Origin of the sequence: Streptomyces sp. NPDC085481, from assembly GCF_044541845.1 — a bacterium.
Taxonomy (GTDB): domain Bacteria; phylum Actinomycetota; class Actinomycetes; order Streptomycetales; family Streptomycetaceae; genus Streptomyces.
The window spans coordinates 123164-147993 of the sequence record NZ_JBITTJ010000006.1 but is presented as its reverse complement, the minus strand read 5'-3'; the positions used below and the strand labels follow the sequence as shown (position 1 = coordinate 147993).

Here is a 24830-nt window from a genome sequence, read left to right as displayed (position 1 = left end):
ATCAGTGCTCGTGGCCGTGATCGTCGTGGTCGACCTTGACGGCCGAGGGCGGCGGGACCTCCTCGCCCAGCGAGGTACGGGCCTCCGCGAGCATGTCCCCGGCCTTGAGCCGGGCCTCCTCGGCGGCCGAGGACAGCCAGCGGCCCGCCACGATCCCGCCTGCGAGGCCGCTGACCAGCGCCTTGCGCGCGGCGGGCTGCGCATCGGGCAGCTTCTTGATGATCAGCGCGCCCACCACTCCGGACACCGCGTAGTGGGCCAGCTTGCCGGCGGTCGCGCCGACGACGGCGAGGGGATGCATGAATGCCTCCTTCCGCACGCACCCTGCCGGGCGCGACGGAACCTCTTCTCCAGTCTGGACCCGAGGCGCACCCGGGGTCGAGCCGGGGCGCGGTCACACGCGAGCCACGGGCCGGTGCTCGGGGAGATGCGCAGCCCGGGCAGCGCGTGCGGCGCGCCGGGAGCCCACCGCCCGACAGCCGAGGTAGATCAGGAAGGCAAGGGTCGTCACGTACGGGCTGATGGGAATGCTGCTGCCCAGGGCCAGCAGGATGCCGCCCTCCATGGCGACCAGGGCGAAGACGACGCTCAGTACGGGCAGCAGCACCGGGGACGCGGTGACCCGCGCCGCGGCGGCCGCCGGGGTGACCAGCAGGGCCAGCACCAGCAGGGCTCCCACGATCTGCACGCACAGGGCCACCGCCAGGCCGAGGACCAGCATGAACACCAGCGAAAGGGCCCGGACGGGCACCCCGCGCGCCTCGGCCACGTCCGGATCGGCGCTGGCGAAGGTCAGCGGGCGCCAGACCACCGCGAGGGCCGCCAGCACCACGACGGACGTGCCGACCAGCCAGGCCGTCTGCGGGGTGTCGACGGCGACGATCTGCCCGGTCAGGATGCCGAACTTGTTCGCCGCCCTGCCCTTGTAGAGGGCCAGGCACAGCACACCCAGCCCCAGGCCGAACGGCATGATGATCCCGATCACGGAATTGCGGTCGCGGGCGCGGACCCCGAGCAGGCCGATCGCGGCCGCCGCCAGCAGGGAGCCGACGATCGACCCGGCGACGATGTTGACACCGGCCAGCAACGCGGCCGCCGCGCCCGCGAACGACAGCTCGCTGATGCCGTGCACCGCGAAGGGCATGTCCCGCATGATCACGAAGACCCCGACGAGGCCTCCCACGAGGCCCACCAGGGCGCCGGCCAGCAGCGAATTGTGGACCAGGGCCAGCAGGTCTCCGTAGTTGTCGAAGTTGAAGATCTGCTGCCAGAGGCCGGGATCGTTGCCGTCGGCGGCGGTCTGGAGGGGCAGCGCGCTCACGGCGGCCTGGTCCCGTTCGGGCGGGCAGCGTGGTGGGCGGGGGCCGCATCGGGTGCCCCCACGACCACGAGGCGGCCCCGCACGCGCACGACGTCCACCCGGGTCCCGTACAGCCGCGACAGGACGTCGGTGGTCATCACCTCCTCCGGTGGGCCGATCCGGAACCCACCGCCGGCCAGGTAGAGCACCCGGTCCGCCGCTCCCAGGACCGGATTGATCTCATGGGTCACGAAGACCACGGTCGTGCCCGCAAGCCGGCGCCGCCGGTCCACGAGGTCGGTGACCGTGCGCTGGTGCTGCAGGTCTAGGGAGAGAAGCGGCTCGTCGCACAGCAGGATCCGCGGATCCGTGGCCAGCGCCTGCGCGATCCGCACCCGCTGCAGCTCGCCGCCCGACAACCGTCCGACCGGGGTCGCGGCGTACGGCAGCGCCCCGACGGCGTCGAGGAGCTCGTCCACCCGGCGGCGGGCCGGTCCCGGGGCGAGCGACAACCCCCAGCGGTGCCCGTCCAGGCCGAGCCGTACCAGGTCCCGCGCACGCAGCAGGGTGTGGGCGGGCAGTGCCTTCTGCTGAGGGACGTAACCGATGAGCCCGCCGGCGCGGTGCGGCGGGCTCCCAAGGACCGACACGGATCCCGCGGTGAGCGGCTGCCGGCCGAGAAGCACGCGCAGCAGGCTGGTCTTGCCCGATCCGTTCGGGCCCAGCACGGCCAGGAACTCCCCCGGGCGCACGTCGAGGTCAAGGTCCCGCCACAGGACGCGGTCGCCGTACGCCAGCGTGGCGCCGCGCACCCTGATCACCGGCTGGGCGCCGTCTCCGCGATCCGTGACGGCCGGGGAGAGCTGCGCTGCGAGGGAGTCAGGCCGTTCCATCACCGCTCCAGGGCCTGGTCGAGGGCGGTGATGTTGTCCGACATCCAGCCGGTGTAGTCCTTGCCCTCGGGAAGGGTCTCCGTCACCGGTACCACGGGTATCCCGCTGTCCTCGGCGGCCTCCCTGACCTTCTCCGTCTGCGGTCCGCTGGTCTGCGCGTTGTAGACCAGGGCCTCGACCTGGTGCCGGGGGAACAGCTCCAGCGTCTGGCGCAGGACCCTGGGCGCGACCTCGTCGCCTTCCTCGACGGCTTCGCTGAAGGCCGCGGGCGTCTTGTTCACCAGGCCGCAGGCCTCGGTCAGGTAGAGCGGGACGGGCTCGGTGACCGCCACGGGGGTGCCGGCGTGGCGAGCCTCGATCCGGTCCGCCCGCGCCTCGAGCCGGGCCAGCCCGTCCTTGAAGATCTGCGCGTTCTTCCGGAACGCGTCGCCGTCTGCGGGTGAGACCTTGCCGAGTGCCTGGGCGATCCGGTCGGCGAGGCGACCCATCGTCGGCAGGTCGTACCAGACGTGCTCGTTGAACTCCCCTGCGCCGTCGGGCGCCTTGCCCGAGACCTGGACGGCATTGATCACTTCGGCCGAGGAGTTGTCCGAGCTGCGCAGCATGCGGTCGACGAACTCGTCGTAGCCGCCGCCGTTCTCGACTACCACCTTGGCACGGGAGAGCTCCAGCTGGTTGCGTGTGCCGGCCTCGTAGGAATGCGGGTCCTGTGCCGGATCATTGATGATCGACACGATGTCGACACGCCCGCCGCCGATCTGCCGGACGACGTCTCCGTACACGTTCGTCGAAGCGACGACCGGAATCGGTGCGGAGGCCGCAGACGAGGGTCCGCCCCACGCGCAAGCCCACGCCAGCGACAGCCCGAGAACCACCGCTGGTGCGCGGGGCGACACGCCATGACGCATACCGTCCTCCCTGCGTGAGGGAAGCGAAATGGCAATCACTTGGATTATCCCCCCGCGCCGCGAAGCGCTCCAGCGGACGGGCTGAAACCTCCGGGCGGTGCGCCCGGGGTGCCGTTCAGCGGCCGGCGTACGGCAGCAGGGCCATCTCGCGCGCGTTCTTGACGGCGGTGGCAAGGGCCCGCTGCTGCTGGACCGTGACCCGGGTCACGCGGCGGCTGCGGATCTTCCCGCGGTCGGAGATGAACTTCCGGAGGAGATCGGTGTCCTTGTAGTCGATGTAGGTGATCCCGGCCGCGTCGAGCGGGTTGGGTCGGGACGTGACGGGCTTGCGGATGTCGTGGCGTCGGGCCATATCGGTGTCTCCTTGCAGAAGGTTTGCTTGCAGGAAGGTTTGGTCACGGTCGCGCCGGGCCGTGACCGGGTCGTATGGGGTGGGTGTCAGGCGGCGTCGAGGAGGGAGTCGAAGGCCGCGGGCAGGTGTTTCCAGGCTTCACGCCCCGCCGTGTACTCGGCGTCCGTCAAGAGGCAGGAGTCGAGGAGTCGTTCCAGCCCGTCCCGGTCGAGGCCGGGCGAGGTGAAGACCAGGTGCTGGCAGCAGTCGCCGTGTTCGGGGTGCCAGTCGAGCGCGGCCGCCGCCCGGCGGACGGGCGGGACCATGTCCCAGGCCGCGTCCGGCAGTGACGCCAGCCACGGCCCGGCACTCTCCACGCACAGGGCTCCGCCGGCCGCGTCCCAGGCGAGCAGGGTGTCGGGGCGGTCGGCGAGCCAGAACCGGCCGCGGCTGCGGGCGGCGGCGCAGCACAGGTCCTCCAGTGCCTGGTAGAGGCGTTCGGGATGGAAGGGCCTGCGGCGGTGCCACACGAGCGTGGCGACGCCGGCCTCGTCGGCGTCCTGGGGCAGGAGCGCACACGCGGGATGCTGGGCCGCCGCGGCGGCCTCGACGTCGAAGCCGGCGAACGCGGCCCGGGCGAGTTCGACCGAACCGGCCGGTACCCGCTGGGCGGTGGGGTGCAGCTGAGCGAGGAGCGCGCGGTCCTCGTCGTCGGCCTCGTCGCTGTCGACGAGGGCGAGGACCGGCGCGTACTCCATCTGGCGTGCCCAGGTGTCCCCGATGGTCCGCTGGTCGGTGGGGGCCGCCGCGAGGCCTGCCTCGGCGAGGTCGTCGCCGTTGCCGAGACAGGGCAGGACGAGTGCGGGGTCCACGGCGGTGATCACGTTCGTCAGGACGAGCCGGTCCCCGCCGTGCGCGGCGATGACCTCGGCCATGGCCTTCGGTTCGACCGAGTCCCACAGCTCGACCACGGCGAGCCGGGTCAGGCCGCTGTCCGCCATCCGTTCCAGTTCCGGCACCAGGTCCTCGCGCAGTGCGCAGCACGCGCAGTCGTTGACCAGCGGCGTGTCACCGGTGGAGAGGGTCCCGGAGGCGTCGCGGATCACGCGGAGCACGGTGCCGTCAGGCGCCCCGGCCAGATCGTGGTGCAGCGCCACGCTCCCTTGTACGGACTGCAGAAGGCGTTCGACGACCTCTTTACGTGCCTCGGCGTGCATCCCGGCGACGATCACGACGGGAAGCTGGTGATCGCGGTCCATCACCGGGCCCCGTAGCGGCGCTGGAACTTCTCGACGCGGCCGGCGGTGTCGAGGACGCGGGCGGTGCCCGTGTAGAAGGGGTGACTCGCGGAGGAGATCTCCACATCGACCACCGGATAGGTGTTGCCGTCCTCCCAGTCGACGGTCTTGTCGCTGGTCATCGTGGAACGGGTCAGGAAAGCGGTGCCGGAGGCGGTGTCGCGGAAGACGACGGGCCCGTAGGCGGGGTGGATGCCGGGCTTCACGGCAGGAACCTTTCGACGGTGGGGCGGGGGGGTGCCGGGGGTCAGCGCTCTTCGCGGAAGTCGACGTGGCGACGGGCGACGGGGTCGTACTTGCGCAGCACCAGCCGGTCGGGGTCGTTGCGGCGGTTCTTGCGGGTGACGTAGGTGAACCCGGTGCCCGCGGTGGAGCGGAGCTTGATGACCGGGCGGATCTCGTTGCGTGCCATGCCGCTACTATATGGCAATGGTTTCCATTACCAACAAGGGGACCCACGCGAAGAAGGAGCAGGACCCATGTCTGCCCACTGCCAACTGACCGGCGCCAAGCCCGGTTTCGGCAACAACATTTCCCACTCGCACCGGCGCACCTCACGCCGCTTCGACCCGAACATCCAGCGCAAGCGCTACTGGTTGCCCAGCGAGGGGCGCCACGTCCGTCTGACACTGAGCGCCAAGGCCATCAAGACGGTGGACGCGATCGGCATTGAAGCCGCCGTGACCCGCATCCGCGCCCGGGGAGGGAAGGTCTGATGGCGAAGAAGAGCAAGATCGCGCAGAACGAGAAGCGCAAGGAGATCGTCGAGCGGTATGCCGCCCGGCGCGCCGAGCTGAAAGAGGTCATCCGCCGCCCGTCGGCCACCGCGGCCGAACGGGAGGCCGCCCTCGCGGAGCTGCGCCGGCAGCCACGCAACGCCAGCGCCACCCGCGTCCGCAACCGCGACAGCGTGGACGGCCGCCCCCGCGGCTACCTGCGCAAGTTCGGGCTCTCCCGCGTACGGGCCCGGCAGCAGGCGCACGCCGGCTTCCTGCCGGGAGTGACCAAGTCCTCCTGGTAGTCGGCATTCACACGCATACGCGTGCGGCCCCTCGACATGAGGACAGAAGACCCGGAGGGTGCCGCACGCGTACGCGCCGGACCTCGTCCCGTCACGGGCGGAACCGGCTCGGTGGTCACGGGAGGTCGGAGCGGACGGACCGGCCCCCTGTCCAGCCGCTGCAGCCGCGGGCATCCATACACTTGGTAATGGAATCCGTTTTCATATAGCCTCTCCGCACAACCCAGCCCAGCCCAAGGAGTCACACCATGGCCGTCCCCAAGCGCAAGATGTCCCGCAGCAACACCCGCCACCGCCGCGCCCAGTGGAAGGCGACCACGCCCCAGCTGGTTCCGGTCACCGTCGACGGCTCCGTCCACCAGGTCCCGCAGCGCCTGGTGAAGGCGTACGAGCGCGGTCTCGTCCGCCCCGAAGGCTGATCGCGTGGCCTCGTACGACCGCCTGCCGGTGACCGTTCTGTCCGGCTTCCTCGGCGCAGGCAAGACCACTCTGCTCAACCACGTGCTGGGCAACCGCGAAGGCCTGAGGGTCGCGGTGATCGTGAACGACATGAGCGAGGTCAACATCGACGCCGCGCTCGTGCGCGGTGGCGAGGCGGCCCTGTCCCGTACCGAGGAGCGGCTGGTCGAGATGACCAACGGGTGCATCTGCTGCACCCTGCGCGACGACCTGCTGGAGGAGGTCGACCGGCTCGCCCGCGAAGGCCGCTTCGACTACCTGCTCATCGAGTCCAGCGGCATCTCCGAGCCCATGCCGGTCGCCGCCACCTTCTCCTTCCCCCGCGACGACGGCGCCACCCTCGGCGACCTGGCCCGCCTCGACACCATGGTGACCGTCGTCGACGCCGCGAACTTCCTGACGGAACTCGCCGGCGGGGACGAACTCGTGGCGCGCGGCCTCGACCAGTACGAGGACGACGAGCGGACCGTGAGTGACCTCCTCATGGACCAGGTCGAGTTCGCGGACGTCATCGTCCTCAACAAGCTCGACCTGGTCGGGCCGGGCGACGCCGCACGCCTGCGCGCCACCCTCGCCCGACTCAATCCCGAGGCCCGGATCGTGCCCGCCGTACGCGGGCACGTGGCCCTCGAACAGGTCCTCGGCACCGGACTCTTCGACGTGGAGCGCGCCCAGCAGGCCCCCGGCTGGGTCAAGGAGCTCAACGGGGACCACGTCCCGGAGACGGAGGAGTACGGCATCTCATCGCTGGTGTTCCGCGCCGACGCGGCCTTCCATCCCCGCAGGCTCTGGACGTTCGTCACCAAGGGCCTCGAGAGCGGCACGTTCGGCAGGATCCTGCGCTCCAAGGGGTTCTTCTGGCTCGCCAGCCGCCCCCGGGTGACCGGTCTGTGGTCCCAGGCCGGCGCGGTGGCCCGCTTCGAGCCTTCGGGGGCCCGCGGCACAGAGACCGCCCAGGGCCAGGAACTCGTCTTCATCGGCACCGGGCTGCGCGCCGAGGCGCTCAGGGCGGCGCTCGAAGCCTGCCTGCTCAGTCCCGGCGAGCCGGTCCCGGCCGAGGACGAGTTCCCGGCATGGGAGACGTACGGCATCGACGACGCCTGCGAGCACGAGCCCGCCGCCGCACCTGTGACGGCGGCGGCCTGAGACTCCGGGCTGGGCGGTGGTCGCAGCCACGGCACCGCCCGGCCCGGCCTGCAGCACGACCGCGAGGTACACGAGTGGCTCACCAGCGCCCGCGAAGCCGACCTTCCGGTGATCACCCCCGCAGCGGTGCCCGTCGAGGTGAGCGGTCCCGGATCACCGATGCCGCTGTGAGATGGCTGTTCTACCGGATGCGTGCCGGGCCGAAGCCTCGACGCGGGCGGTCTCCCGCTCCTCCGCGCCGGACGCCTTCACCGTGCGGAACGCGCCGAAGACCCGCTCCAGGCCGGTGGACATCTCCCCCACCGCGGCCTGGGAGCGCTCGGCCGCCTGTCCGATCTTCGGCATCACCAGCGCGGCGCCCGCCCCGACGACCACGACCACGACGAGGGCGACGCCGAGCAGGACGGCATCCAGGAAGGCCATCACCACGACCGCCGCGATCAGCGTCAGCATCCCGGTCGCGGCGTTGACCACCGCCTGCGTGCTGACGGCCCGCAGCAGCGTGGTGTCGGAGGTCACCCGCGACATCAGATCGCCCGGCTGCATCCGGTCCACCGCCGTCAGCCGCAGCCGCAGCAGCCGGCCGATCAGGCTGCGGCACGCGGCCAGGACCACCGACTCCGCCGTCCGCTCCAGCACATAGGCGCCGAACGCCTCGGCCACCGTGCTCAGCAGCACCAGCACGGTCAGCGCCAGCAGGACGGTGGCGAGCGTGCCGCCGGACGAGAGCCGGTCGACCAGCGCCTTCGTGGCCAGTGGCTGGAGCAGCCCTCCTGCGGCCCCGGCCAGCGCCAGCAGCAGACCGAGTACGACGGTCCACCGGTGCGGGCGGACATACCCGTACAGCGCCTTGAGCGTCTCGCGGACGCGCAGGGACTCGGCACCCGTCGCCTCCGGGGCGGATGCGGTGTTCACAAGATTCCTTTTCGTATGTGGTCTGCCGCGCAGCTTGTCAGCGGCGGACGGCATCAGCCCGCCCGGGGCCTCTGGGCTCGGCTCAGGGGGCCGGTTCGACGGCCGTCGCGGCAAGCATGTGCACAACGGCATCACGGAGTTCAGGGCGTACGGCGGCCAGGACTAGACCACTCGCGACCAACGCCATGCCGAGAGACTCCCAGAGCGTGCTCCTGGGCGGCTTGCGACGACACGCTGCTTCGGACGGGGGCCGGCGGGCCGTATCGGGCTCCTGCTCGTGCGCACGCTGTGTCATGCCACCAGCCTGGAAGCCCGGCGTTCCGTCGGACATCCGGCGATCGTCGGGTGTCCCCCCGCCAAGTGGCTGGAGCCGCCTGCACACATTGTGACCGGAGCAACGAAAGCACCATAACCACCAGCCCACGCACCGCCAACAGTGCGATTCTGCGGCAGAAAGCCGCCCTCCGGCCGAGGTCGAGGGGCGGCCTTCTGTTACTGATCGCGCGTCAGCTCACGCATCGAACGTGCGTCTGCTTCGGCGTCGGGGTCAGGACGGGTCGCCGTACTGCAGGCCGCGTCCGTTCGTGCCGACGTACACGCGGCCGAAGGTGTCGGGGTCGCCGGTGATGACGCCGACGCCGCCGATGCTGCCCCACTGGTGGGCGTCGTCGTTGACGCGGAGCCAGGTGGCGCCCTTGTCGGTGGAGCGGAAGACGCCGGTGACGTCCTTGACGGTGCCGATCACGTACAGGGCGTGGTAGGAGGCGCCGGGTGCGGCCTTTCCGAAGCCGAGGGCGGAGGCGGACTTCACGGTGGTGAGACTGGTGAAGGTGCGGCCGCCGTCAGTGGAGTGCAGCAGCCCCCGGCCGCCGCCGGCGATCCACAGGTCTCCGGCGATGCCGGGGACGGCCGTGAGCCGGCCCCCGGCGGGCAGGCCAGTGGCCCGGGCGGTGAAGGTCGCCCCGTTGTCGGTGCTGGCGTGGAGCGTGCCGCCGGACAGGGAATAGAACGTCCCGGCCGACGAGCGGTCGGCGACGACCACGGCGTCGGTGCCCAGGCCACCGACCCTCGACCAGCTCGTCCCCTTGTCGGTCGAGCGGTACGGGACCTGGCCGGCCTGGGTCCAGACGATGGTCGAGCCGTCCGCCGAGAGCGCGACGCGCCCGTCCTGGGCGCCGGTCACCGGCTCCGCCTTGAAGCCGTTCCAGCTGATGCCGCCGTCGGTGGAGTAGGCGCCGTCCTGCGCGCCGCCACGGCCGACACGGACCATGACCGAGGGGTTGGACTGGGCGAAGTCGATGTCGGTGCTGTTGGTCATCATCGGGTTGCTCAGCCGCCCGGCGGGCACCTTGGTCAGGTCGTCGTGGCGGAAACCGCCTTGGTCGCCCATGGCGGTGATGACGGTGGCACCGCCGGGCGGGGCGATCGCGTCCATCAGCGCGGTCTCCTCCAGGCCACGCGCCCCCACGGCCCAGTGGCTGGTGCCGCCGTTGTCGGTGGCGTCGGCGTCCTTGCTGCGCCAGATGCCGTTGCCGGTGCCGTACTGCACGTGCCCGGAGTCGAAGGGGTCGATGGCCAGGGCGGTCATCCAGTGCCCGGTGTGGGTACCGATGTACGGAGCGGCCGAGGCGTTCCGCACCGACTTGTCCGCCAGCGCCTTCCAGGTCGTGCCGCCGTCGGTGGTGCGGTAGATCTCGTCCTCGGGCCACCAGCGGTCGAGAGTGGTGACCATCACCGTGGACGGCTTGTTCGGATCGACGGCCAGGCCGGAGAACCCGTAGCCGCCCTGGGACGGGGAGACGTTTCTCCACGTCCGGCCGGCCGGTGTGTACTTCCAGACCGAACCCGCCGTCACGCCGTTGGGTCCGAGGGCGTTGGTGTACGTCAGATACAGCGAGCCGTCACCGGAGAGCACTCCGCGCTGCGGCATCTGACCGGTGGGCTGCCCGGAGACGGCCTGCCAGGTGCTGCCGCCGTCGGTGGAGCGGTACAGGGAGGTGGACCTGTCGGCGACGCCGACGTAGATCGTCCTACTGCCGGCCGGGCCGTAGGTCACGAAGGAGATGCCCGCGCCACTGCCCGCCCCGTCCTTGACGGGGAACGTGGAGACCTGCCGCCACGTCACACCGCTGTCCGTGCTGCGCCACAGGCCGTTCTTGCGGGTGCCGAGCAGCAAGGTGCGGTTGTCCGAGGGGTCGATCACGAGCCGCTCGCCCGCCCCGCGGCCGTCCTCGTTTCCACCTAGCTTGAACGGCAGATCAGTGCGCTGGAAGGTACGGCCCCGGTCGGTGGAGCGCAGGATCGCGCCATTGCCGGCCCACTCGTTGGTGTAGGTGCCCGTCGCGAGGTAGAGCCGGTCGGGGTCGACGGGGTCGGTGGCCAGCGCGTCGATGCCGAGCAGGTTCCAGTCCTTCTCGCCGAGCCAGTCGGTCAGCGGGATCCACTGCTCGGCTGCGCTGTCCCAGCGGTAGGCGCCGCCCATGTCGGTACGTGCGTACAGCAGGCCCTTCTCCCGCGGGTTGAACACCAGGCCGGTGACGTAACCGCCACCGACCACGTGGGCGTTGTTCCACACGTACGGTCCGGTCCCGGTGGTCGGGGCCTCGGCCGTCTTCACCAGCTTCCACTGCTGGTTGGTGCTGCCATGGCGGCCGTACTGGATGACTGCCGCGCCGTCGGCCGTGGAGCCTCCGGAGACGTCCAGGACCTGGCCGCTCCTGCGGGAGGTGAGGGTGACGGCGTCGGAACCGCTCACCGTGTCGATCCGCCACTCCTGGGAGGCGGAGGAGCTGTCGGTCTGCTGCTCTGCGGCAGCCGCCTGCGCGGTCTGATCGCCCGCTATGCCGAGCAGTTTGCCGCTGTTGCGGTTCACCAGCTCGTAGTAGCCGTTGCCGGTGGGCCGCAGCCTCCACTGCTGGTTGGCGGTGTTCTGGTCGGTCCACTGCTGGATGCGGGTGCCGTCGGCGGTGGAGAAGGCGTTGACGTCCAGCACCTTGCCGCTGCGTACGGAGACCAGTCGATAGTAGGCGTTGCCGTCGACCGTCGCGGCCTGCGAGTCGTCCTGCACGAACAGGAGGTACGGCACGACGGTGGCGGGCACACCGAGCAGCAGAGCGGTGGCGGTCCTGCGACGGCGGTGACGCCCGTGGCGCCCGTCGTCGGTGGGATTGTTCATGGGGGGTGTTTCTCCTTGTGCAACCGTGGATCGGGCAGGTCAGCGCTGCAGGGTGAGGACAGCCGGCAGGTACGGCAGCCGGTCGTAGGGGCCGTCCGCGGTGGGGGACTTGCCCTGGTAGAGGAACTGCAGGTTGCAGGGGTCGATGGTCATGGTCTGATCGGGGTTGGTGCGGATCAGATCACCGTGGCTGATGTCACTGGTCCAGGTGGCACCGCTGTTGGCCTTGCCCGCGAAGGGGTTGCTTTCACTGGCGGCTTGCGGGGTCCACGAGCCGCTGAGGCTGGTGGCCGTGAAGGAGCGGAAGTAGCGCCGCTCATGCGCACCCCGCGCCTCGACGATCATGAGGTACTGGTCCTGGCCTTTGACCTTGTAGACCTGCGGCGCCTCGAAGAGGTTCTTCGCCGTGTCGCTCATGACCGTCGTGTACGACGAGCCGAAGCTGCCCGGGAAGTTCCCGATCGGCATGCTCGCCCGGTAGATCTTGCCGTTGTCGCCGGCGAAGAAGAGGTACATGTTCCGTTCGTCGGCGATCAGCGTCTGGTCGATCGGGCCGGTGCCGGATTCGGTGCGGGGGATGCTGCCGGTGAACAGCGGCTGCGGCGCGGACCAGCCATTGGGGTTGGTGGGGTCGCTCGACGTGCGGTAGCTGAAGGGCGATGGCCCCCACTGGTAGGCCAGCACCCAGATCTTCTTGGGCGCGAAGTAGAACAGCGTGGGCGCCACCGCGTTCTGGTTCATCCTGGTCTGCCCGGCCGCCGCCATGTCCGGCCAGTTCGTGAAGGGGCTGAAGGCCATCGAGCCGTAGGAGGTTCCCGACGCGCTCGACCCGTAGACCAGGTGCTTGCCGCCCAGCGTCACATGGGTGAAGTCCTTCAGCGCGGCCCACCCGTTCGACGGCTGCGCGAGGGGACCCGTCGAACTCCACTTGTACGTCGGCGGAAGAGCACACGTGCCGCCGCCCGCGCCGGACGGCGCTGTCCACTTCTGGTTGCCGACGGACGCGCAGGTGTACAGCTGGATCCTGGTGCCGTTCGCGGTGGCCGCGCCGACGGCGTCAAGGCACAGCCCGGACTGGACGCCGGTGATCGTGCCGTCGGTGATGATGTTCCACTGCTGGTTGGCGCCGCCGTTGCAGTCCCAGATGACCACCGGGGTGCCGTTGGTGATGCCCTTGCTCTTGGCGTCCAGGCACTTGTTCCCGTGGACCTTCAGCTGCTTGGCGGCGGTGTAGGTCCAGCGCTGGTTGGGCCGTCCGCTGCAGTCCCACAGTTGCGCCTGGGTGCCGTTGGCCGTGGCGGAGCCGGGGATGTCGGTACAGCGCCCGGAGGCCACGCCCTTGATCTCCCCGGTACCGCCGGCCGGGTTGACCGGGGAGGTACCTGAGCCGGAGAACGCACGCGTGACGGCGGTGTACGCGGGCTTGGGCTTGCCGCTGTTGTCGAACAGCAGGGGATTCTCGCCGCTGCGCCAGGAGTCGCTGTCACGGACGCCCCACACCGTGATGCCGGTGCACCGTGCCACGGAGAGGCAGGCGCTGACCGTGTTCGCGTAGTAGGTGGGTGACGCCTGGGCGATGTCCAGCTCGGTGATCTGGACGTCGACGCCGAGGGCGGCGAAGCCGGCCAGGGTGGTTTCGAAGCTCGCCGGCGGGCCGCCCGCCCCGAAGTGGCTCTGGAAGCCGACGCAGTCGATGGGCACGCCGCGGGACTTGAAGTCCTTGACCATGCGGTAGACGCCCTGGGTCTTGGCGTCCGACCAGTTCTCGATGTTGTAGTCGTTGTAGCAGAGCTTGGACGAGGCGTCGGCCGCCCGCGCGGTGCGGAACGCCTCCTCGATAAAACCGTTCCCGAGCACCTTCTGGAAGACCGAGTCGCGGAGTTGGCCGCTGCCGCCGTCGGCGAAGGCCTCGTTGACGACGTCCCAGGCGTAGATCTTGCCTTTGTAGTGGGTCATCTGCGTGGTGATGTGGTGGTTCATCACGCTGCGCAGCGTGCCCGCGTCCCGGATGGCGCCAACCCAGGAGGGGAGCTGCGAGTGCCAGACCGTGGTGTGGCCGCGCAGGCGCTGGCCGCTTGCCAGGGCGCGGTTGACGATCCGGTCCGCGGGGCCGAACTGGAAGTTGCCGCGGGACGGTTCGATGGCGTCCCACTTCATCTCGTTCTCCGGGGTGATCATGTTGAACTCCCGGTCCGCGATCGCGGTGTACGTCGGGTCGCCGAGCCTGCCGGCGGCCACAGCGGTGCCGAAGTACCTGCCCGAGGAGGCCGCCTGGGTGCCCAGACCCGCGGCTCCGGCGGAGCTGGGGAGAAACGTCACGACACCGGCCACCAGCGCCGTGGCCGACAGTCCAATCGCCCAGGTCCGGCGAGGCCGGCGGAGCCGGTGCAGGCCCTTCATGATTCTCCTCGGGGGTTCCGGGTCATCCCGGGTGCCGTGATCGTGCGCGAGTCGGCCAGGACGGCCTGATCCGCCGCGGAGTGTCGTGTCATGGGAGTGGCTTTCTTCAGGGGACAGGTCAACGGGGGAAGCCGGGAAACCCGCTACGCCGGCACGTCAAGGCGAGCGGCGGGAAGGGCACCCCTGAAGTGGAGGCTTGAGGACGCGCGGTCTCGTAACGGAAAACTCGCGCCGTCCGGACGATTGCTCGGTGATGCATCTCGCACGAGGAAAGCGTTATGCCTGGCCGCGCGATCTGGTCGTCCCCGGGAAACGGCGCACCGCGCCGCTCGTCGGCGAAGGACTCCGCTCACGGCGAGGCAGCCGTCGACGCCATGGCTTGGAGCCGGGTTCGGATACGGAACCCGGCTCACCGCCGGGTGGAGGGGGTACGGTGCGGGACCGTACGGCGGGATCACCCGCCGTCACTGAGACGGCCAGGTCCCTGCTGATCGAGGAGCGGCCCTCAGGCCGAGGGCCCGCGCACGATGAAGGAAGCCTGGCCGGAGAAGGCCCGAGTGCCGTCGGAGCCGTCGAGCCAGATTCCGCCGTCGCGGTGGCGGATGGCCGATCCGGGATAGTTGTGCGCGTGCAGGGTCACCGACCCGGCGACCGCTCCGGGACGCGGGCAGAAGGTGGCGTCTTCCCGGAACAGTTCGCTGCCGTCGTCGGTGCTCAGCCGTAGCCGCAGGTAATGGTGGCGAAGATACCGGCCGTCCGCGGCACGGAAGGTGACACACCCCGTGTCGGCCAGTCCCCTGACGACCGTGAAGGTGACCCGTTGCCGTGCCCGCTCGCCGCTTGACGCGGAAACCTGGCCGAGCGCCGCGAAGTCGCCGTCGTACGTGACGAACAGGCCGGGCTGGTCCACGGACTCCAGCGACCGCGCGCCCAGCGGAACAGTGCCTGGGACGGCGGACGGACCCGCCGGGGACGGGGTTGGCGGGGTGGTGGGCGACGGGATCGGCGTGGGGGTACCGACCGTGGGAGTACCGCTCGTGGAGGCAGCGGCCGTGGGAGCGGCGATGACGCCGGGCACCCGCGGCGCCGGTTCGGGCCAGACCCCGTAGGTGGCGGCCCCGACGACGAGCACGGCGCCGGTGGCGAGGCTCGCCACCGGATGGGCGGTCACCACGTGGAGTTTGCCGAGCAGCGAGCCGTGCAGGCCGCCTCCCCCCGTCGCCGTGCCGGCGGCGACGTGTGCCGTGGCCAGCCCGGCGGCGCTCGCGGCCGCACCCGACAGCAGGCCCTTGGCGGTCAGAGCGGCGACGAGTGCGGCCGGGACGGCCAGCGGCGCGAGGCTGAGGAGCAACAGCTCGGCCTGAACCCGCTCCGTCGTCGTCGCCGTGCAGACCGGGCACTCGCGGGTGTGCCGCCCGATCCGCTTGCGCCACACCGATGTACGCAGACCGTCCCAGCCGACAACGGTCTCGTTCAGCCGCGGACAGCGCGGGTCCGCCTCCAGCGCGGCGACGATCGTCCGGCTCGCTTCCAGCTGCTCACGCATGCGCTGCAGGCGAACTCCGGCGTGGGCGACACCGAGCCCCATCGCGTCGGCGATGTCCTGCCGGCTCAGCAAGCCGGCGCGTTCCTGCCACCACAGCGACAGCAGTACCCGATGATCCGGGTCGAGCCACCGGCCGGCTTCGACCACCTGACGGCGTTCGTCCGACATGTGCAGACGCAGGATCGTCACGTCCTCGAGAGCGGCACCGACGTTCGGTACCCGGAGTGCCTCGTCGATGACCGTGGTCCGGTCGGCGAGAGTGCGCTGCCGCTCCCAGTGGGTATTGATCTGGCGGAGCGTGATGGACACCAGCCAGGACCGGAAGCTTTCCGGGGCACGCAGGGCGGGCAGGTCGCGCACCACGCGCAGCAGGGTCTCCTGTACGACGTCGTCGACGTCGGCATGTCCGCTCAGCGCTCGCCCGACGATGTTGTAGAGCAACGGCAGGTACGCGGCGACCAGCTTCTCGCGCGCGCGATCGTCGCCGGCCTGCGCCGCGACAACCAGCTCCGCGTGATCCGCGTCCATGAGCCCCATTCCCACCTCTTCAGGAGAGCGATCCGCCGAGTACGGCGCCATACCTTAGCGTCGGCGAAGGCACACAGCCCAAGCTGGAGGGCCGGCCGCACGATGAAGCGACTGCCGGCGATCGGATGGGGCAGGGGCAGCCAATAGCTCGGCAGCCAGTACCCCAGCCACCTCGAAGTACCTACGGCCGCACAGCCAAGGACTCAGCCCGGCGGTCGCCCATCAGGCGTGACACCCCATCAGAAACCGCGCCGTCCGTGCGTCGAACGTGCGTCACGTGCGTCAGATCTGCGTCAGATCTGCGTCAACGTATCGCCCGTAACGCCCATCATGCACACTCGGAGAAACGGCAGGTCAGCGACCCTTTCAGCAGGCTCAAGGATCGCGACGCACTCGGCATGGTGGGTCATCGGAAATGTCACGCGAAACGGCAGTCGGCATAGTCACAGGTCAGCACCGGTATACGGCTCCTCTGAGCGCCCCTTCGGTCGCTTGGAGCGTCAAATGAGCGTCACGGACAGCCAGCGGGGTGCTCCTGGCGAGCCGCAGCAGCGAGATCTTCCAACAGCACATCGGCTACCAGCTCCTCGACCACGGCGATGTCGTGCTCCGCCATGGCTTCGGCCAACTCAGGATCCCACGGTGCTCCGGTGACGCGCCCCGGTTGAGGACCGTGCGCGTTGCGGACGATCGCGGATCGGTAGTCTGCCGCCGTCATGCGCCAGGGGTGCGCTCCTGTTTTCTCCATGACGTATGCGGCAATGCGGATGCCTTCGCCATCGAAGTCACCGTGGTAACGGAGAGCAGCGCCTTGGTCCGCGAGTAGGCGCAGGAGCTGGATAGCTGCGCTGTTGGGCCAGCCGGACGTGCAGACAAGCGGTGGGCAGTTGGAGCCGAAGCGACGGAGGGCTAGAGCCAAGATGCTGGGGTTCTCCACGACGTGGACGATGGGTGGGGCAAGGGCGGCAGGCAGGGTCACCTCGCCCGGGTTCCTGACGTGGGCGAGGGTCAGGCTGGCGGCCTGACCAGCCTCGGTGCACAGGCGGGCCACACGGGCGAGAAGGCCGTCGCCGCCAGGGCGCAGCCCGCCGGCGATGACGGTGGCGGACAGCTCGTCGTCGGCGACGCCAGCGCGGGACCACAGGGCGCGCCGTTCCGCTGCGGACTGCGGTGAAGCAATGTCGTACAGAGTCGCCAGGGCACGCAGGACGAGGGTGGAGACGGGCGCGCCGTCGTCGAGAGCGTGCGCGTGGCCGTTCAGGACTCGGGCGGCGAAGACGGGCAGGGGTTCGGCCTGGCCCGGTAGTTCGGCGAGCACCTTGAGCGCGTCGGTGAGGAGCGAACGGGTACGTTCCGCCGAGCCGCCGACCAGTCCTGCGGCTCGACAGGACGCAGCCCAGTCGGCGAGCACCGGCTGCGTCCGTACCGTGTCGTGACCAGCCAGCCAGGCCCACAGACCGGCGCGTTCGGCCTCCTGGCGGCGGCGTTCACCGGCTCTGTCGCCGAGTGGGCCGATGAGTTCGGCGACGACTTCTCGTACGGTGCGGCCGGAGAGTTCGGTGACGGCCTCCTCCAGGCGGGCCAGGGCGACGGAGGGCCGGGGGTCCGGCAGGCGGTCCAGGCCGAGGAGGTCTGCGAGGGCTTCGCGCTGGGTCTCGTCCAGCAGTCCGAGGCGTACGCGTGTGACGGGGCGGCCGGAGGAGAGACGGTCATGGACCGACTGCCAGACGGGATGGAGTTCGGGGCGGAGAAGGGTCGCGTCGCCCGACGCGAGATGCTCCCGAGAGGTCGTCCCGCCGGACACGGGGTGGTCTCGCAAGGTCATCCTTCCTCCATTCCGGTGCCGTTCCAGACGAAGCGCGCGCTGGTGACGGCGTCGTCTCCGTCGGTCAGGAGTTGGTGCACGGCGATGCCGGGCAGCTCCCTGTAGTTTCCCCACTCGTGGTCGGAGGTGATCACGAGGTCCAGGTCGAGTGCGGTGAGCAGGGCGAAGACCTGTCCGCGGTTGACGGTGTCGACGCCGACGAAGACCTCGTCGAGGAGGATCGGGCGGGGGGCCAGGGGCACGTCCTCGTAGTGGGCGGCGACCGCGGCGAACAGGGGCAGGTGCAGTGCGATGGCCTTCTCCCCGCCGGAGAGCGCGCCGTGCAGCCGCTTGGTCAGGGGCTGCCAGCCGCTCCCGTCCGCCCGGTCGAGGCGGACGGTGAAGGTGTGCCAGGCGGTGTAGTCGAGCACCTCGCCGAGGTGCTCCTCCCAGCTCGCGGCCGTGTCGCTGCCCTTGGCCTCCTCGATGCGGGCACGGAAGAAGGCGTGCAGGGCCTCCCGGTCGGACTCGGTGACCCGACCGGGGTCCTTCAGGAGCAGTTGGCGGGCGGTGCGGGTGCTGTCGGGGAGGTCCGGTCGGACGTCCCAGACGAGCTGGACGGCGACGTTGGAGGCGGTACGGACCCGCTCCAGGTGCCCGTTCATGTGCGCGACGAGTTCGCCGGCCCGGCGGATGCGGGCGGCGAGGTGACGGCGGATGTCACCGGTGAGGATCTGGTCGAAGAGGCGCCGTTCGGCGGTGCTGATGTCGTCGCGGCTGCGGTCGCGCTCCTGGGTGAGCGCGGCGAGCAGACCGGTCGCCCCGACGCGGACGCCCTCCAGGGTGGCGGTGAAGAGCTGGACGTCGTCGTCGGGCTCCAGCTCCAGGTCGACGCGGACGCCGAGGTGGCGGCGGGCCTCGTGGACGGCTTCGGAGAGGCGGGTGGCGGCGTCGCCGAGGTGGCGCGGGGCGTGCGGGACCTGGGGCCACCGTGCCGCCATGGCGCGCGCGGCCTCCAGAGTGGCCTTGGTACCGTCCCTGGCGTCGAGTTCGGGTACGACGCCCGCGTCCTCGGCCAGACCCACCAGGCACAGGTGCCGGAACCGCCGCGCCGCGCCGTCGCGGGCCTCGACTGCCTTCTCCTGCCGGTCGGCGTCCTGGCCACTGGTGGCCCGCAGCTCTCCGATGCGGCGTTCCAGGCCCAGGAGGAGCTCGGCTGCCTGGCGGGCTTCCTTGCCGCAGCGGACCCGTTCGGCACGGGTCTCCGCGACGCGCGCGACGATCTGCCGGTAGTCCGCGCCGACCGTCTCCTCCACCGCCTTCAGGCGTGCCGTCATGCCGGCCGCCTTCGCCTCAGCGGCGGCCGCGTCGGCGGCCTGCTTCTCGGCGAGACGGTGTGACCGGTCCGCCTGTGCGGCCGTCTCTCTGGCCCTGTCGGCGGCTGCGGTCGCGTCGATACGGGCGTCCGCCCAGGTGTCGGCGAGGTCGCGGAACCGCTCGACGCTGCGGCCGAGCTCCCGCAGCCGGTCGCGGTCGGTGGGCAGTCCGTGTTCGGCGGCACGGCGGCTCAGCGTGCGCAGCGCGCCGGCCACGTCACCCTCGCGTGCGGCCAGATGCCCGGTCGCGTCGCGTACGGCGTCGTCCCGGGCGGCCACCTTCTCCTCGGCCCGGTCCCAGTCCCGTCGGCGGACGTCGAGTTCCCGGTGGTCGGGCCGGGCGGTGCGGTCGTCCGCCAGCCGGGCGGCGCGGGCGTCGAGTTCCCGCAGCCGGTCGGCGAGGGTGGTCAGGGAGGCGTCCTTCTCGGCGATCAGCTCGGCCAGTTCGGCGATCTCACGCTGCTTGGCCCGCTGCCGGGCGAGGGCTCCGATATGGGCGGGCTCCGGCTTGCTCCAGGAACCCGTGGCAGGCGCGAGGCGCCAGGCGCCGTCGGAGGAGACTGCCGCAGGGTGCCCGCCGGGCAGGGTGGTGCCATACGCGATGCCGGCGAGGATGCGGGTCACGGTGCCGGCCGGTACGGGGATGTCCTCCTCGGGCCTCAGCACGTCCAGCAGGCTGGAGCCGGGGGCGGTCGTGGCGAGGTTGGCCTCGGCACGGGTGTCGTGCCCAGGGAGGGTGAGCCCTTCGGATGCACTCACCCAGGCGTCCAGGAGGCCCGACGCCTCCAGTGCCGCTTCCACCGCGGCCTGTACGGGGAGCGGGACGTCCTCGTGGAAGGCGATCAGCCGCCACAGCGGCGCGCCCGCCGCGGCCGTACGGACGGTGGTGCGGGTGGGTGGAGCGACGGGCTGGAGATCGGTCTCGCCGCTGAGCTTGCGCCTCCGCGCGTCGAGCAGGTCCCGTTCCTGCTCCAACCCCTGTTGCGCGGTGCGGACTCCTGCCCGCTCAGTGGTGATCTCCTGGTCCAGCGGTCGTGCGACCGTTTCGACCAGCTCGCGCACGTCTGCCTCGACGGCCGCCCTGGCGGCCAGTTCATCGAGGTCGGGGATGCGCAGCTCCGTGCAGTCCCGGGCCCAGGCAAGCAGCCGTTCCGCCTGGGCGGCGAGGGCGTTGTCTCCGGCGGTGGCGGCCGCGTCGCGGTGGGCGATCGCGTCCGCAAGCCGGGTGCGGGCCTCGTCCAGCAGGCCCTCGGCGATACCCCGGTCGCGTACCGCCCGGTCGTGGGCGTCGATCGCGTCGGTGATGTCGGCGACCTGCTCCCGTCGGGCGGTGACCGCGCCCCGGAGCAGCCGGCGGGCGGCGGTGCCAGGAGCATCGGACCGCCTGCTCCCCGTCCTGACCGGGGTGTTCGCCGTCCCGTTGCCGAGAGGCTTCACCTCCCCTTCCGCGTCAAGGATCGTCTTCACCTCGTGGTGAATGGACTCCATGCCTGCGGCCTGGGCCGAGCGGTGTGCCTCGTCCGCGGTCGCGCGGGCGTGCTCGTCGCGCGAGCGGGCGTGTCCCGCGACCTCGTCGGCGTGCTTCCGGTCCTCCTCCGCCTCGGCCTCGGCGGACCGGGCGGCGGTACGCAGCTCCGCGGCGGCCGCGACCTGTTCCTCGGTGCCGCGACGGAGCCGGTCGAGTTCCTCCCCCTTCTGGTAGGCGTCGCTCTCCCGGAGCCCTTCGACGATCTCGTCCAAGGCGTGCGCCCGCAGTTCCAGTTCCTCGCGCAGGGCCAGGGTCGAGGCGCGCTCCTCGCACGCCTTCTCGTACTCCTCGGCGCTGACGCGGGCGTCCCGAGTGAGGTCGTCCATCTCGGTGGTCGCAGAGATCAGCGCTGCCGCGCCGGCCCGCAGGACCCGACGGGCGTAGGCGCGCTGCCGGGAGGCGACGTTCTCGGCCGCCGTCACCTCGGCGTCGAGCCGGTCGAGGTGGTCCCGCTGCCGGTCCAGGCGCTCGAAGCCCTCGGCGAGCTCGGTGATCTCTCCTTCGCCGAGCGGGGGCAGGGCGCGGGACAGCAGGGTGGACAGCAGGGAGGGGTCGAGCCGTTCGGACAGCTTGGGCTGGCGGAGCTGGAGCAAGGCGGAGAGCAGGGACTCGTACCGCTGCTCCCCCATGCCGGCGAAGAGTTCGCGCCGCACGGTGGTGCGGTAGTCGACGGCTGACGGATGCACCTCGCCGCGGTCGCGCAGGGCTTCGGCGAGGGCCGCTTTGGTCAGGGGCTGTCCGGTGTCGTTGACGAGATGGACCCCGTCGGGGTGGGCGATCCGGGCGGTGGTGGTGAAGTAGTCGGCGTGCGCCGTGGTGGTGTGCACGCTCGCGTGCAGGCGGGCTCCGCAACCGAACCAGTACTCGGTGCCGTCGTCTCCGACGCGGCGGAACTCCATCCACACGTACCCCACGCGGGTCTTGCCTGACGCTCCCTGGCCAAGCAGGTTCCAGTGCATCGTGCGCTCCGAACCGCCGAACGTGGAGAGGCGGTTGGGGCGGAGGCTGGCGTCGAAGAGGAAGGGGAGGAGCAGTTCCAGGGCCTTGGACTTGCCGGTGCCGTTCTGACCGCGCAGCAGCAGGCGACCCTGGTGGAAGGTGAAGGTCTCATCGTAGTAGCGCCAGACGTTGAGGATGCCCGCGCGATGGGGCTGCCAGCGTCCTCGGCCGGTGTCCGCGTCGTGAACGGGTGACGGCTCGATGGTCTCCTCGGGCCGTCGCTGGAGGGGAAGCTCCGTCACGTTCACTGCTTGTCTCCTTCTCCGGAGCCGACGGCGGTCGTGCCTGCCGGATCGTTCTTCGGGACCGGGCCGGTGGTCTCTGTCAGGCGATAGCGGTACGCGGCCGGTCGCGCGACGACACGGTCTCGGGCCCTGCCTGCCAGGCCGACGTCGAGCAGGATCCGAACGGCGTCGTCAGCAAGGCGGGCCGGGCCTTCCTCCGACTGGTACGCCTTGGCCCAGCCCGGGAAGCGGCGCAGCAGCTCCGCTCCGGCCTCGGCCAGCTGCTCGGGAAGCAGGCCCGCAGGTGTGGCGCAGAGCGGTGCGAGGAGGAGTAGCGCGGCGACTCGGGCTGTGGAGGTGTCGTCGGGGAAGCGGACGTCGGTGGCAATGGCGTCCGGGTCGACGAGCAGGAAGCCCTCCGCCCGTTCCTCCAGGAGGAAACCGGCCTGTTCGACCGAGCGGCGCAGAATCTGGCGCCCGGTCAGGGAGGTGGCGTACGCGAGTTCGTCGCCGGCGAGGTCGGCCCGGTAGAGCACGGGGTCGTCGAAGAGGCGGCGCAGCACCGAGTGGCGCAGCCGCAGATTGCGCTGGGCGTCCGTGGTCGCGGCGGTCTCGGCATGCGCGTCGTCGGCCGTCCCGTCGGCGGGAGGGCTGCCGTAGCGGCGCTCCCTGACCAGGCCGGCGAGGAGGTCCTCGAACCGCGCGGGCACCTCCTCCGAGGGCACGGCGAGCCGGGAGGCACCGACCGGAGCGGCGGGCAGCCTCATCAGCAGCGTGTTGTCCACGCGGTAGAGGACCTTCGCCTCCGCGGAGTCGACGTACGTCTCGGTCGTGCCATCCACGGCGCGCAGCACGTCGTACGACTCCAGCAGCTTCAGGACATCGACGAACGCCATGCGCTCCGGCCGGTGGACCGGGTCGAACCCCGCCAGCGCGCGGTCGGCCGCCGTGGCCTGGACGACGCGGTCGGCGAGCATGCCGATGGTCGTCATCGGCATCGACAGCAGCTCGGCGGCGGTCACACACAGCAGGACGTACCGGCGGCGATCGAACGGGGCCCGGCCGGATCGTGCCCGGCGGGCGGGACGGGAGCCGTCGGGGTCGGCGCGGACCTTGGCGAGACGGGCGTAGCCCCGGCGGGGTTCCACGATCAGATTCCAGCCGCAGGTGTAGTCGAACCACCGGGCCAGCGGGTCACGGCGGCGCCGCACCAGGTCGAATCCGGTCGGGTCGGCTGCCTCGGTGAGCAGCGGGCGGACCAGAAGGAGGCGGATGGCGCGGGCGACCTCCTCCCGTTCGGCGGAGGCCAGTTGGTTGGCGAGGGTGCTCATCCTGCGGCCTCCTGTCCCGTGGCCGCACGGGCTGCCGGGAAGGCTTTCGCCCCGCCCGCGGCCGTGACCTGGATGACGTAGTCCGGACCTGCCATCGTCCCCTGCGCGGTACGCAGTACTGCGGTGCGCCCGTCGGGAGGCGGCGACAGCGCCACCTCCACCCGGCCGTCCCCGGTCGTGGCCCGTCGCCGGCCACCCGCGTCCGGCCGGGCGGCCAGCGCCCGGCCCAGCAGGTCGAGGAGACGGTCGAAGGCCGCGGGGTCGAGGGCGCTGAAGGAGGAGAGCCGTACGGGGCCGTCCGTCTCCAGCGCCTGCCAGGCGCGCGCCAGCTCCGCCCGTTCCGCCCGGGCCCGCTCGGCACGTTCCGCCCTGACCGCCGTGACGTCCCGCACCTTGGCCGTACGGGTGAAGCGTTCGGTCCGTCCGCTGGTCCGCAGCAGCGCCGACACCTCCACCGGCGGTGCCTCGGACCAGGAATGGGACGAGGGGATCAGCTCCGGGTCCGGGTGGGCGAGATGGGCGTGGCGCGCGGGGCCGAGGCCGAAGGCGGCCGACCACAGCCGGTGCAGATCGTCCTCCTCGGGAGCCGCCGCGAACCAGCGTGACAGCTCCCGGAAGTCCTGCACGGCACTGGAGGAGCGGCGCCGGGACTCGTTGATCCGCTCCAGGACCTGGAGAAGGGAGACGATGGCACGCCGGGCGATGTCGTGCAGCTGCTCGATCCGGGGGCGCGCCCCGTCGTCCGGCAGGAACCAGGCCCTCAGCCCCGCCCAGCGCGCCCGTCGGCTCTCCAGCCAGCCGGCCGCCGGGGCCTCTCCCGGTGCCGGAGGCAGCTCGGCGCCGCGCAGGGCCCGCTCACGCAACACCGCGATGCCCCGCTCCTCCACACGGGCCACGGCGGCGGCCACCGTCTCGCCACGCCGGTCGAGATTGACCAGGAACTCCTGGAGATACGCGACGGTGGCGGCCTTCACCTCACGGAACACGTCCAGATCCACTCCTTCGGCGCGAAGGAGCCTCTGCAGCTGGCCGTTGAAGGCCTTGGTGTTCTCCACCAGGCCTTCCAGATGGCCCTCCAGCTCCCGCAGGGTGCTGAAGATCCGCCGGTCGGCCGCAGCGGGTTCACCGGACAGCACGGTCAGCTCGTCGAGCCGGTCGGCGATCGCCTCCAGCACCGCGGTCTGCAGCGCCCCTGTGGAGGCGAGCACCTCCAGGGCGTGTCGTACCCCGGCGAGCGCGGCCTCGCCCCGGCGGGTCAGCGAGTAGTGCAGGTTGCGCCGCTCGTACTCCTCGGCCGTGCGGTAGTTCTGGGCGTGGTTGTGGACCACGTCAAGGAGTTCCCACTTCACCAGCCGTTTCAGCGTCTCGTGCAGTTCCTCGTCCTCGAGGTCCGAGACCCAGCCCACCGCACGCAGCCGCTCCCGTACGCCGTCGAGCCCGAGCTCGGTCTCCAGGTGCTCGCCGGCCACCCCGAAGGCCTCGAGCACGGCCCCGTTCAGGTCGGCCGTCTCCCCCGTGGTGAACCGGAACATCTCCGGCGGAACCCTGCGCATGCTGGTACGTCCCCTCCTCCGCCACCCCTGCGGTACTTCGGCGCCCACGTCAAGGGGCGGTCCGAAATCACGTTCTCGCGTCGCTGTCATCATTC

General features: G+C 71.1%; 19 protein-coding genes and 1 pseudogene. 4 read left to right on the top strand and 16 right to left on the bottom strand.

The features are described from left to right. Position 1: 1 nt before the first annotated feature. The 8 genes from ACIGEZ_RS15440 to rpmG form a co-directional block, all read right to left on the bottom strand. Positions 2 to 301, bottom strand: a complete 300-nt coding sequence (locus ACIGEZ_RS15440) for a DUF1490 family protein (protein WP_399830916.1) — start codon at positions 299 to 301, stop codon at positions 2 to 4. Positions 302 to 394: 93 nt separating this feature from the next. Beyond that, positions 395 to 1321 (bottom strand): metal ABC transporter permease, encoded by a 927-nt coding sequence (locus ACIGEZ_RS15435; protein WP_399830913.1) that lies wholly within the window; start codon positions 1319 to 1321, stop codon positions 395 to 397. Beyond that, positions 1318 to 2193, bottom strand: a complete 876-nt coding sequence (locus ACIGEZ_RS15430; protein WP_399830910.1) for a metal ABC transporter ATP-binding protein — start codon at positions 2191 to 2193, stop codon at positions 1318 to 1320. Before ACIGEZ_RS15430 ends, ACIGEZ_RS15435 begins: the two co-directional genes overlap by 4 nt. Beyond that, positions 2193 to 3101 (bottom strand): metal ABC transporter solute-binding protein, Zn/Mn family, encoded by a 909-nt coding sequence (locus ACIGEZ_RS15425; protein ID WP_399830908.1) that lies wholly within the window; start codon positions 3099 to 3101, stop codon positions 2193 to 2195. Before ACIGEZ_RS15425 ends, ACIGEZ_RS15430 begins: the two co-directional genes overlap by 1 nt. Positions 3102 to 3216: 115 nt before the next feature. Next, the gene (gene rpsR / locus ACIGEZ_RS15420; RefSeq protein ID WP_399830905.1) at positions 3217 to 3453 is read right to left on the bottom strand and encodes a 30S ribosomal protein S18; all 237 of its coding nucleotides are present in this window, start codon (positions 3451 to 3453) and stop codon (positions 3217 to 3219) included. A gap of 86 nt (positions 3454 to 3539) precedes the next feature. Continuing rightward, complete coding sequence (locus tag ACIGEZ_RS15415; RefSeq protein WP_399830902.1) at positions 3540 to 4691, bottom strand: CobW family GTP-binding protein; 1152 nt, start codon at positions 4689 to 4691, stop codon at positions 3540 to 3542. After that, positions 4691 to 4936 (bottom strand): type B 50S ribosomal protein L31, encoded by a 246-nt coding sequence (locus ACIGEZ_RS15410; protein WP_150529997.1) that lies wholly within the window; start codon positions 4934 to 4936, stop codon positions 4691 to 4693. Before ACIGEZ_RS15410 ends, ACIGEZ_RS15415 begins: the two co-directional genes overlap by 1 nt. A gap of 41 nt (positions 4937 to 4977) precedes the next feature. Then, the gene (gene rpmG, locus ACIGEZ_RS15405) at positions 4978 to 5142 is read right to left on the bottom strand and encodes a 50S ribosomal protein L33 (protein ID WP_150529996.1); all 165 of its coding nucleotides are present in this window, start codon (positions 5140 to 5142) and stop codon (positions 4978 to 4980) included. A gap of 67 nt (positions 5143 to 5209) precedes the next feature. On the opposite strand from rpmG, the gene rpmB reads away from it, so the two are divergent. The 4 genes from rpmB to ACIGEZ_RS15385 all read left to right on the top strand — a co-directional run bounded on the left by rpmB (position 5210) and on the right by ACIGEZ_RS15385 (position 7356). Then, the gene (gene rpmB / locus ACIGEZ_RS15400) at positions 5210 to 5446 is read left to right on the top strand and encodes a 50S ribosomal protein L28 (RefSeq protein ID WP_399830897.1); all 237 of its coding nucleotides are present in this window, start codon (positions 5210 to 5212) and stop codon (positions 5444 to 5446) included. Next, positions 5446 to 5751 carry a 30S ribosomal protein S14 gene (rpsN, locus tag ACIGEZ_RS15395; protein WP_399830893.1) on the top strand — a complete coding sequence of 102 codons (306 nt, stop codon included), beginning with the start codon at positions 5446 to 5448 and terminating at the stop codon, positions 5749 to 5751. The genes rpmB and rpsN overlap by 1 nt, the downstream gene beginning before the upstream one ends. A gap of 248 nt (positions 5752 to 5999) precedes the next feature. Continuing rightward, positions 6000 to 6170 carry a 50S ribosomal protein L32 gene (gene rpmF / locus ACIGEZ_RS15390; RefSeq protein ID WP_399830890.1) on the top strand — a complete coding sequence of 57 codons (171 nt, stop codon included), beginning with the start codon at positions 6000 to 6002 and terminating at the stop codon, positions 6168 to 6170. 4 nt (positions 6171 to 6174) lie between these two features. Beyond that, complete coding sequence (locus tag ACIGEZ_RS15385) at positions 6175 to 7356, top strand: GTP-binding protein (RefSeq protein ID WP_399830887.1); 1182 nt, start codon at positions 6175 to 6177, stop codon at positions 7354 to 7356. A 189-nt stretch (positions 7357 to 7545) separates the two neighbouring features. On the opposite strand, the pseudogene ACIGEZ_RS15380 reads toward ACIGEZ_RS15385, so the two are convergent. From ACIGEZ_RS15380 to ACIGEZ_RS15345, 8 genes and pseudogenes are all read right to left on the bottom strand, one after another. Beyond that, positions 7546 to 8271, bottom strand: a pseudogene (locus ACIGEZ_RS15380) (ABC transporter transmembrane domain-containing protein); the annotation flags it as partial. A 547-nt stretch (positions 8272 to 8818) separates the two neighbouring features. Next, positions 8819 to 11446, bottom strand: coding sequence for an RICIN domain-containing protein (locus ACIGEZ_RS15375; RefSeq protein WP_399830884.1), 2628 nt, complete (start codon positions 11444 to 11446; stop codon positions 8819 to 8821). A 39-nt stretch (positions 11447 to 11485) separates the two neighbouring features. After that, positions 11486 to 13846: a non-reducing end alpha-L-arabinofuranosidase family hydrolase gene (locus ACIGEZ_RS15370; protein WP_399830881.1), complete on the bottom strand. Its 2361-nt coding sequence runs from the start codon at positions 13844 to 13846 to the stop codon at positions 11486 to 11488. A 505-nt stretch (positions 13847 to 14351) separates the two neighbouring features. Further along, positions 14352 to 15971 carry a sigma-70 family RNA polymerase sigma factor gene (locus tag ACIGEZ_RS15365; RefSeq protein WP_399830879.1) on the bottom strand — a complete coding sequence of 540 codons (1620 nt, stop codon included), beginning with the start codon at positions 15969 to 15971 and terminating at the stop codon, positions 14352 to 14354. 460 nt (positions 15972 to 16431) lie between these two features. After that, a complete protein-coding gene (locus ACIGEZ_RS15360; RefSeq protein ID WP_399830876.1) occupies positions 16432 to 17745 on the bottom strand; it encodes a TIGR02679 family protein in 1314 nt (437 codons plus the stop codon). After that, on the bottom strand, positions 17742 to 21875 hold the full coding sequence (locus tag ACIGEZ_RS15355) for a TIGR02680 family protein (RefSeq protein ID WP_399830873.1): 4134 nt from the start codon (positions 21873 to 21875) through the stop codon (positions 17742 to 17744). Before ACIGEZ_RS15355 ends, ACIGEZ_RS15360 begins: the two co-directional genes overlap by 4 nt. After that, the gene (locus ACIGEZ_RS15350; protein ID WP_399830870.1) at positions 21872 to 23182 is read right to left on the bottom strand and encodes a TIGR02678 family protein; all 1311 of its coding nucleotides are present in this window, start codon (positions 23180 to 23182) and stop codon (positions 21872 to 21874) included. The genes ACIGEZ_RS15355 and ACIGEZ_RS15350 overlap by 4 nt, the downstream gene beginning before the upstream one ends. Then, on the bottom strand, positions 23179 to 24735 hold the full coding sequence (locus ACIGEZ_RS15345; RefSeq protein WP_399830868.1) for a TIGR02677 family protein: 1557 nt from the start codon (positions 24733 to 24735) through the stop codon (positions 23179 to 23181). Before ACIGEZ_RS15345 ends, ACIGEZ_RS15350 begins: the two co-directional genes overlap by 4 nt. Positions 24736 to 24830 lie beyond the last annotated feature (95 nt).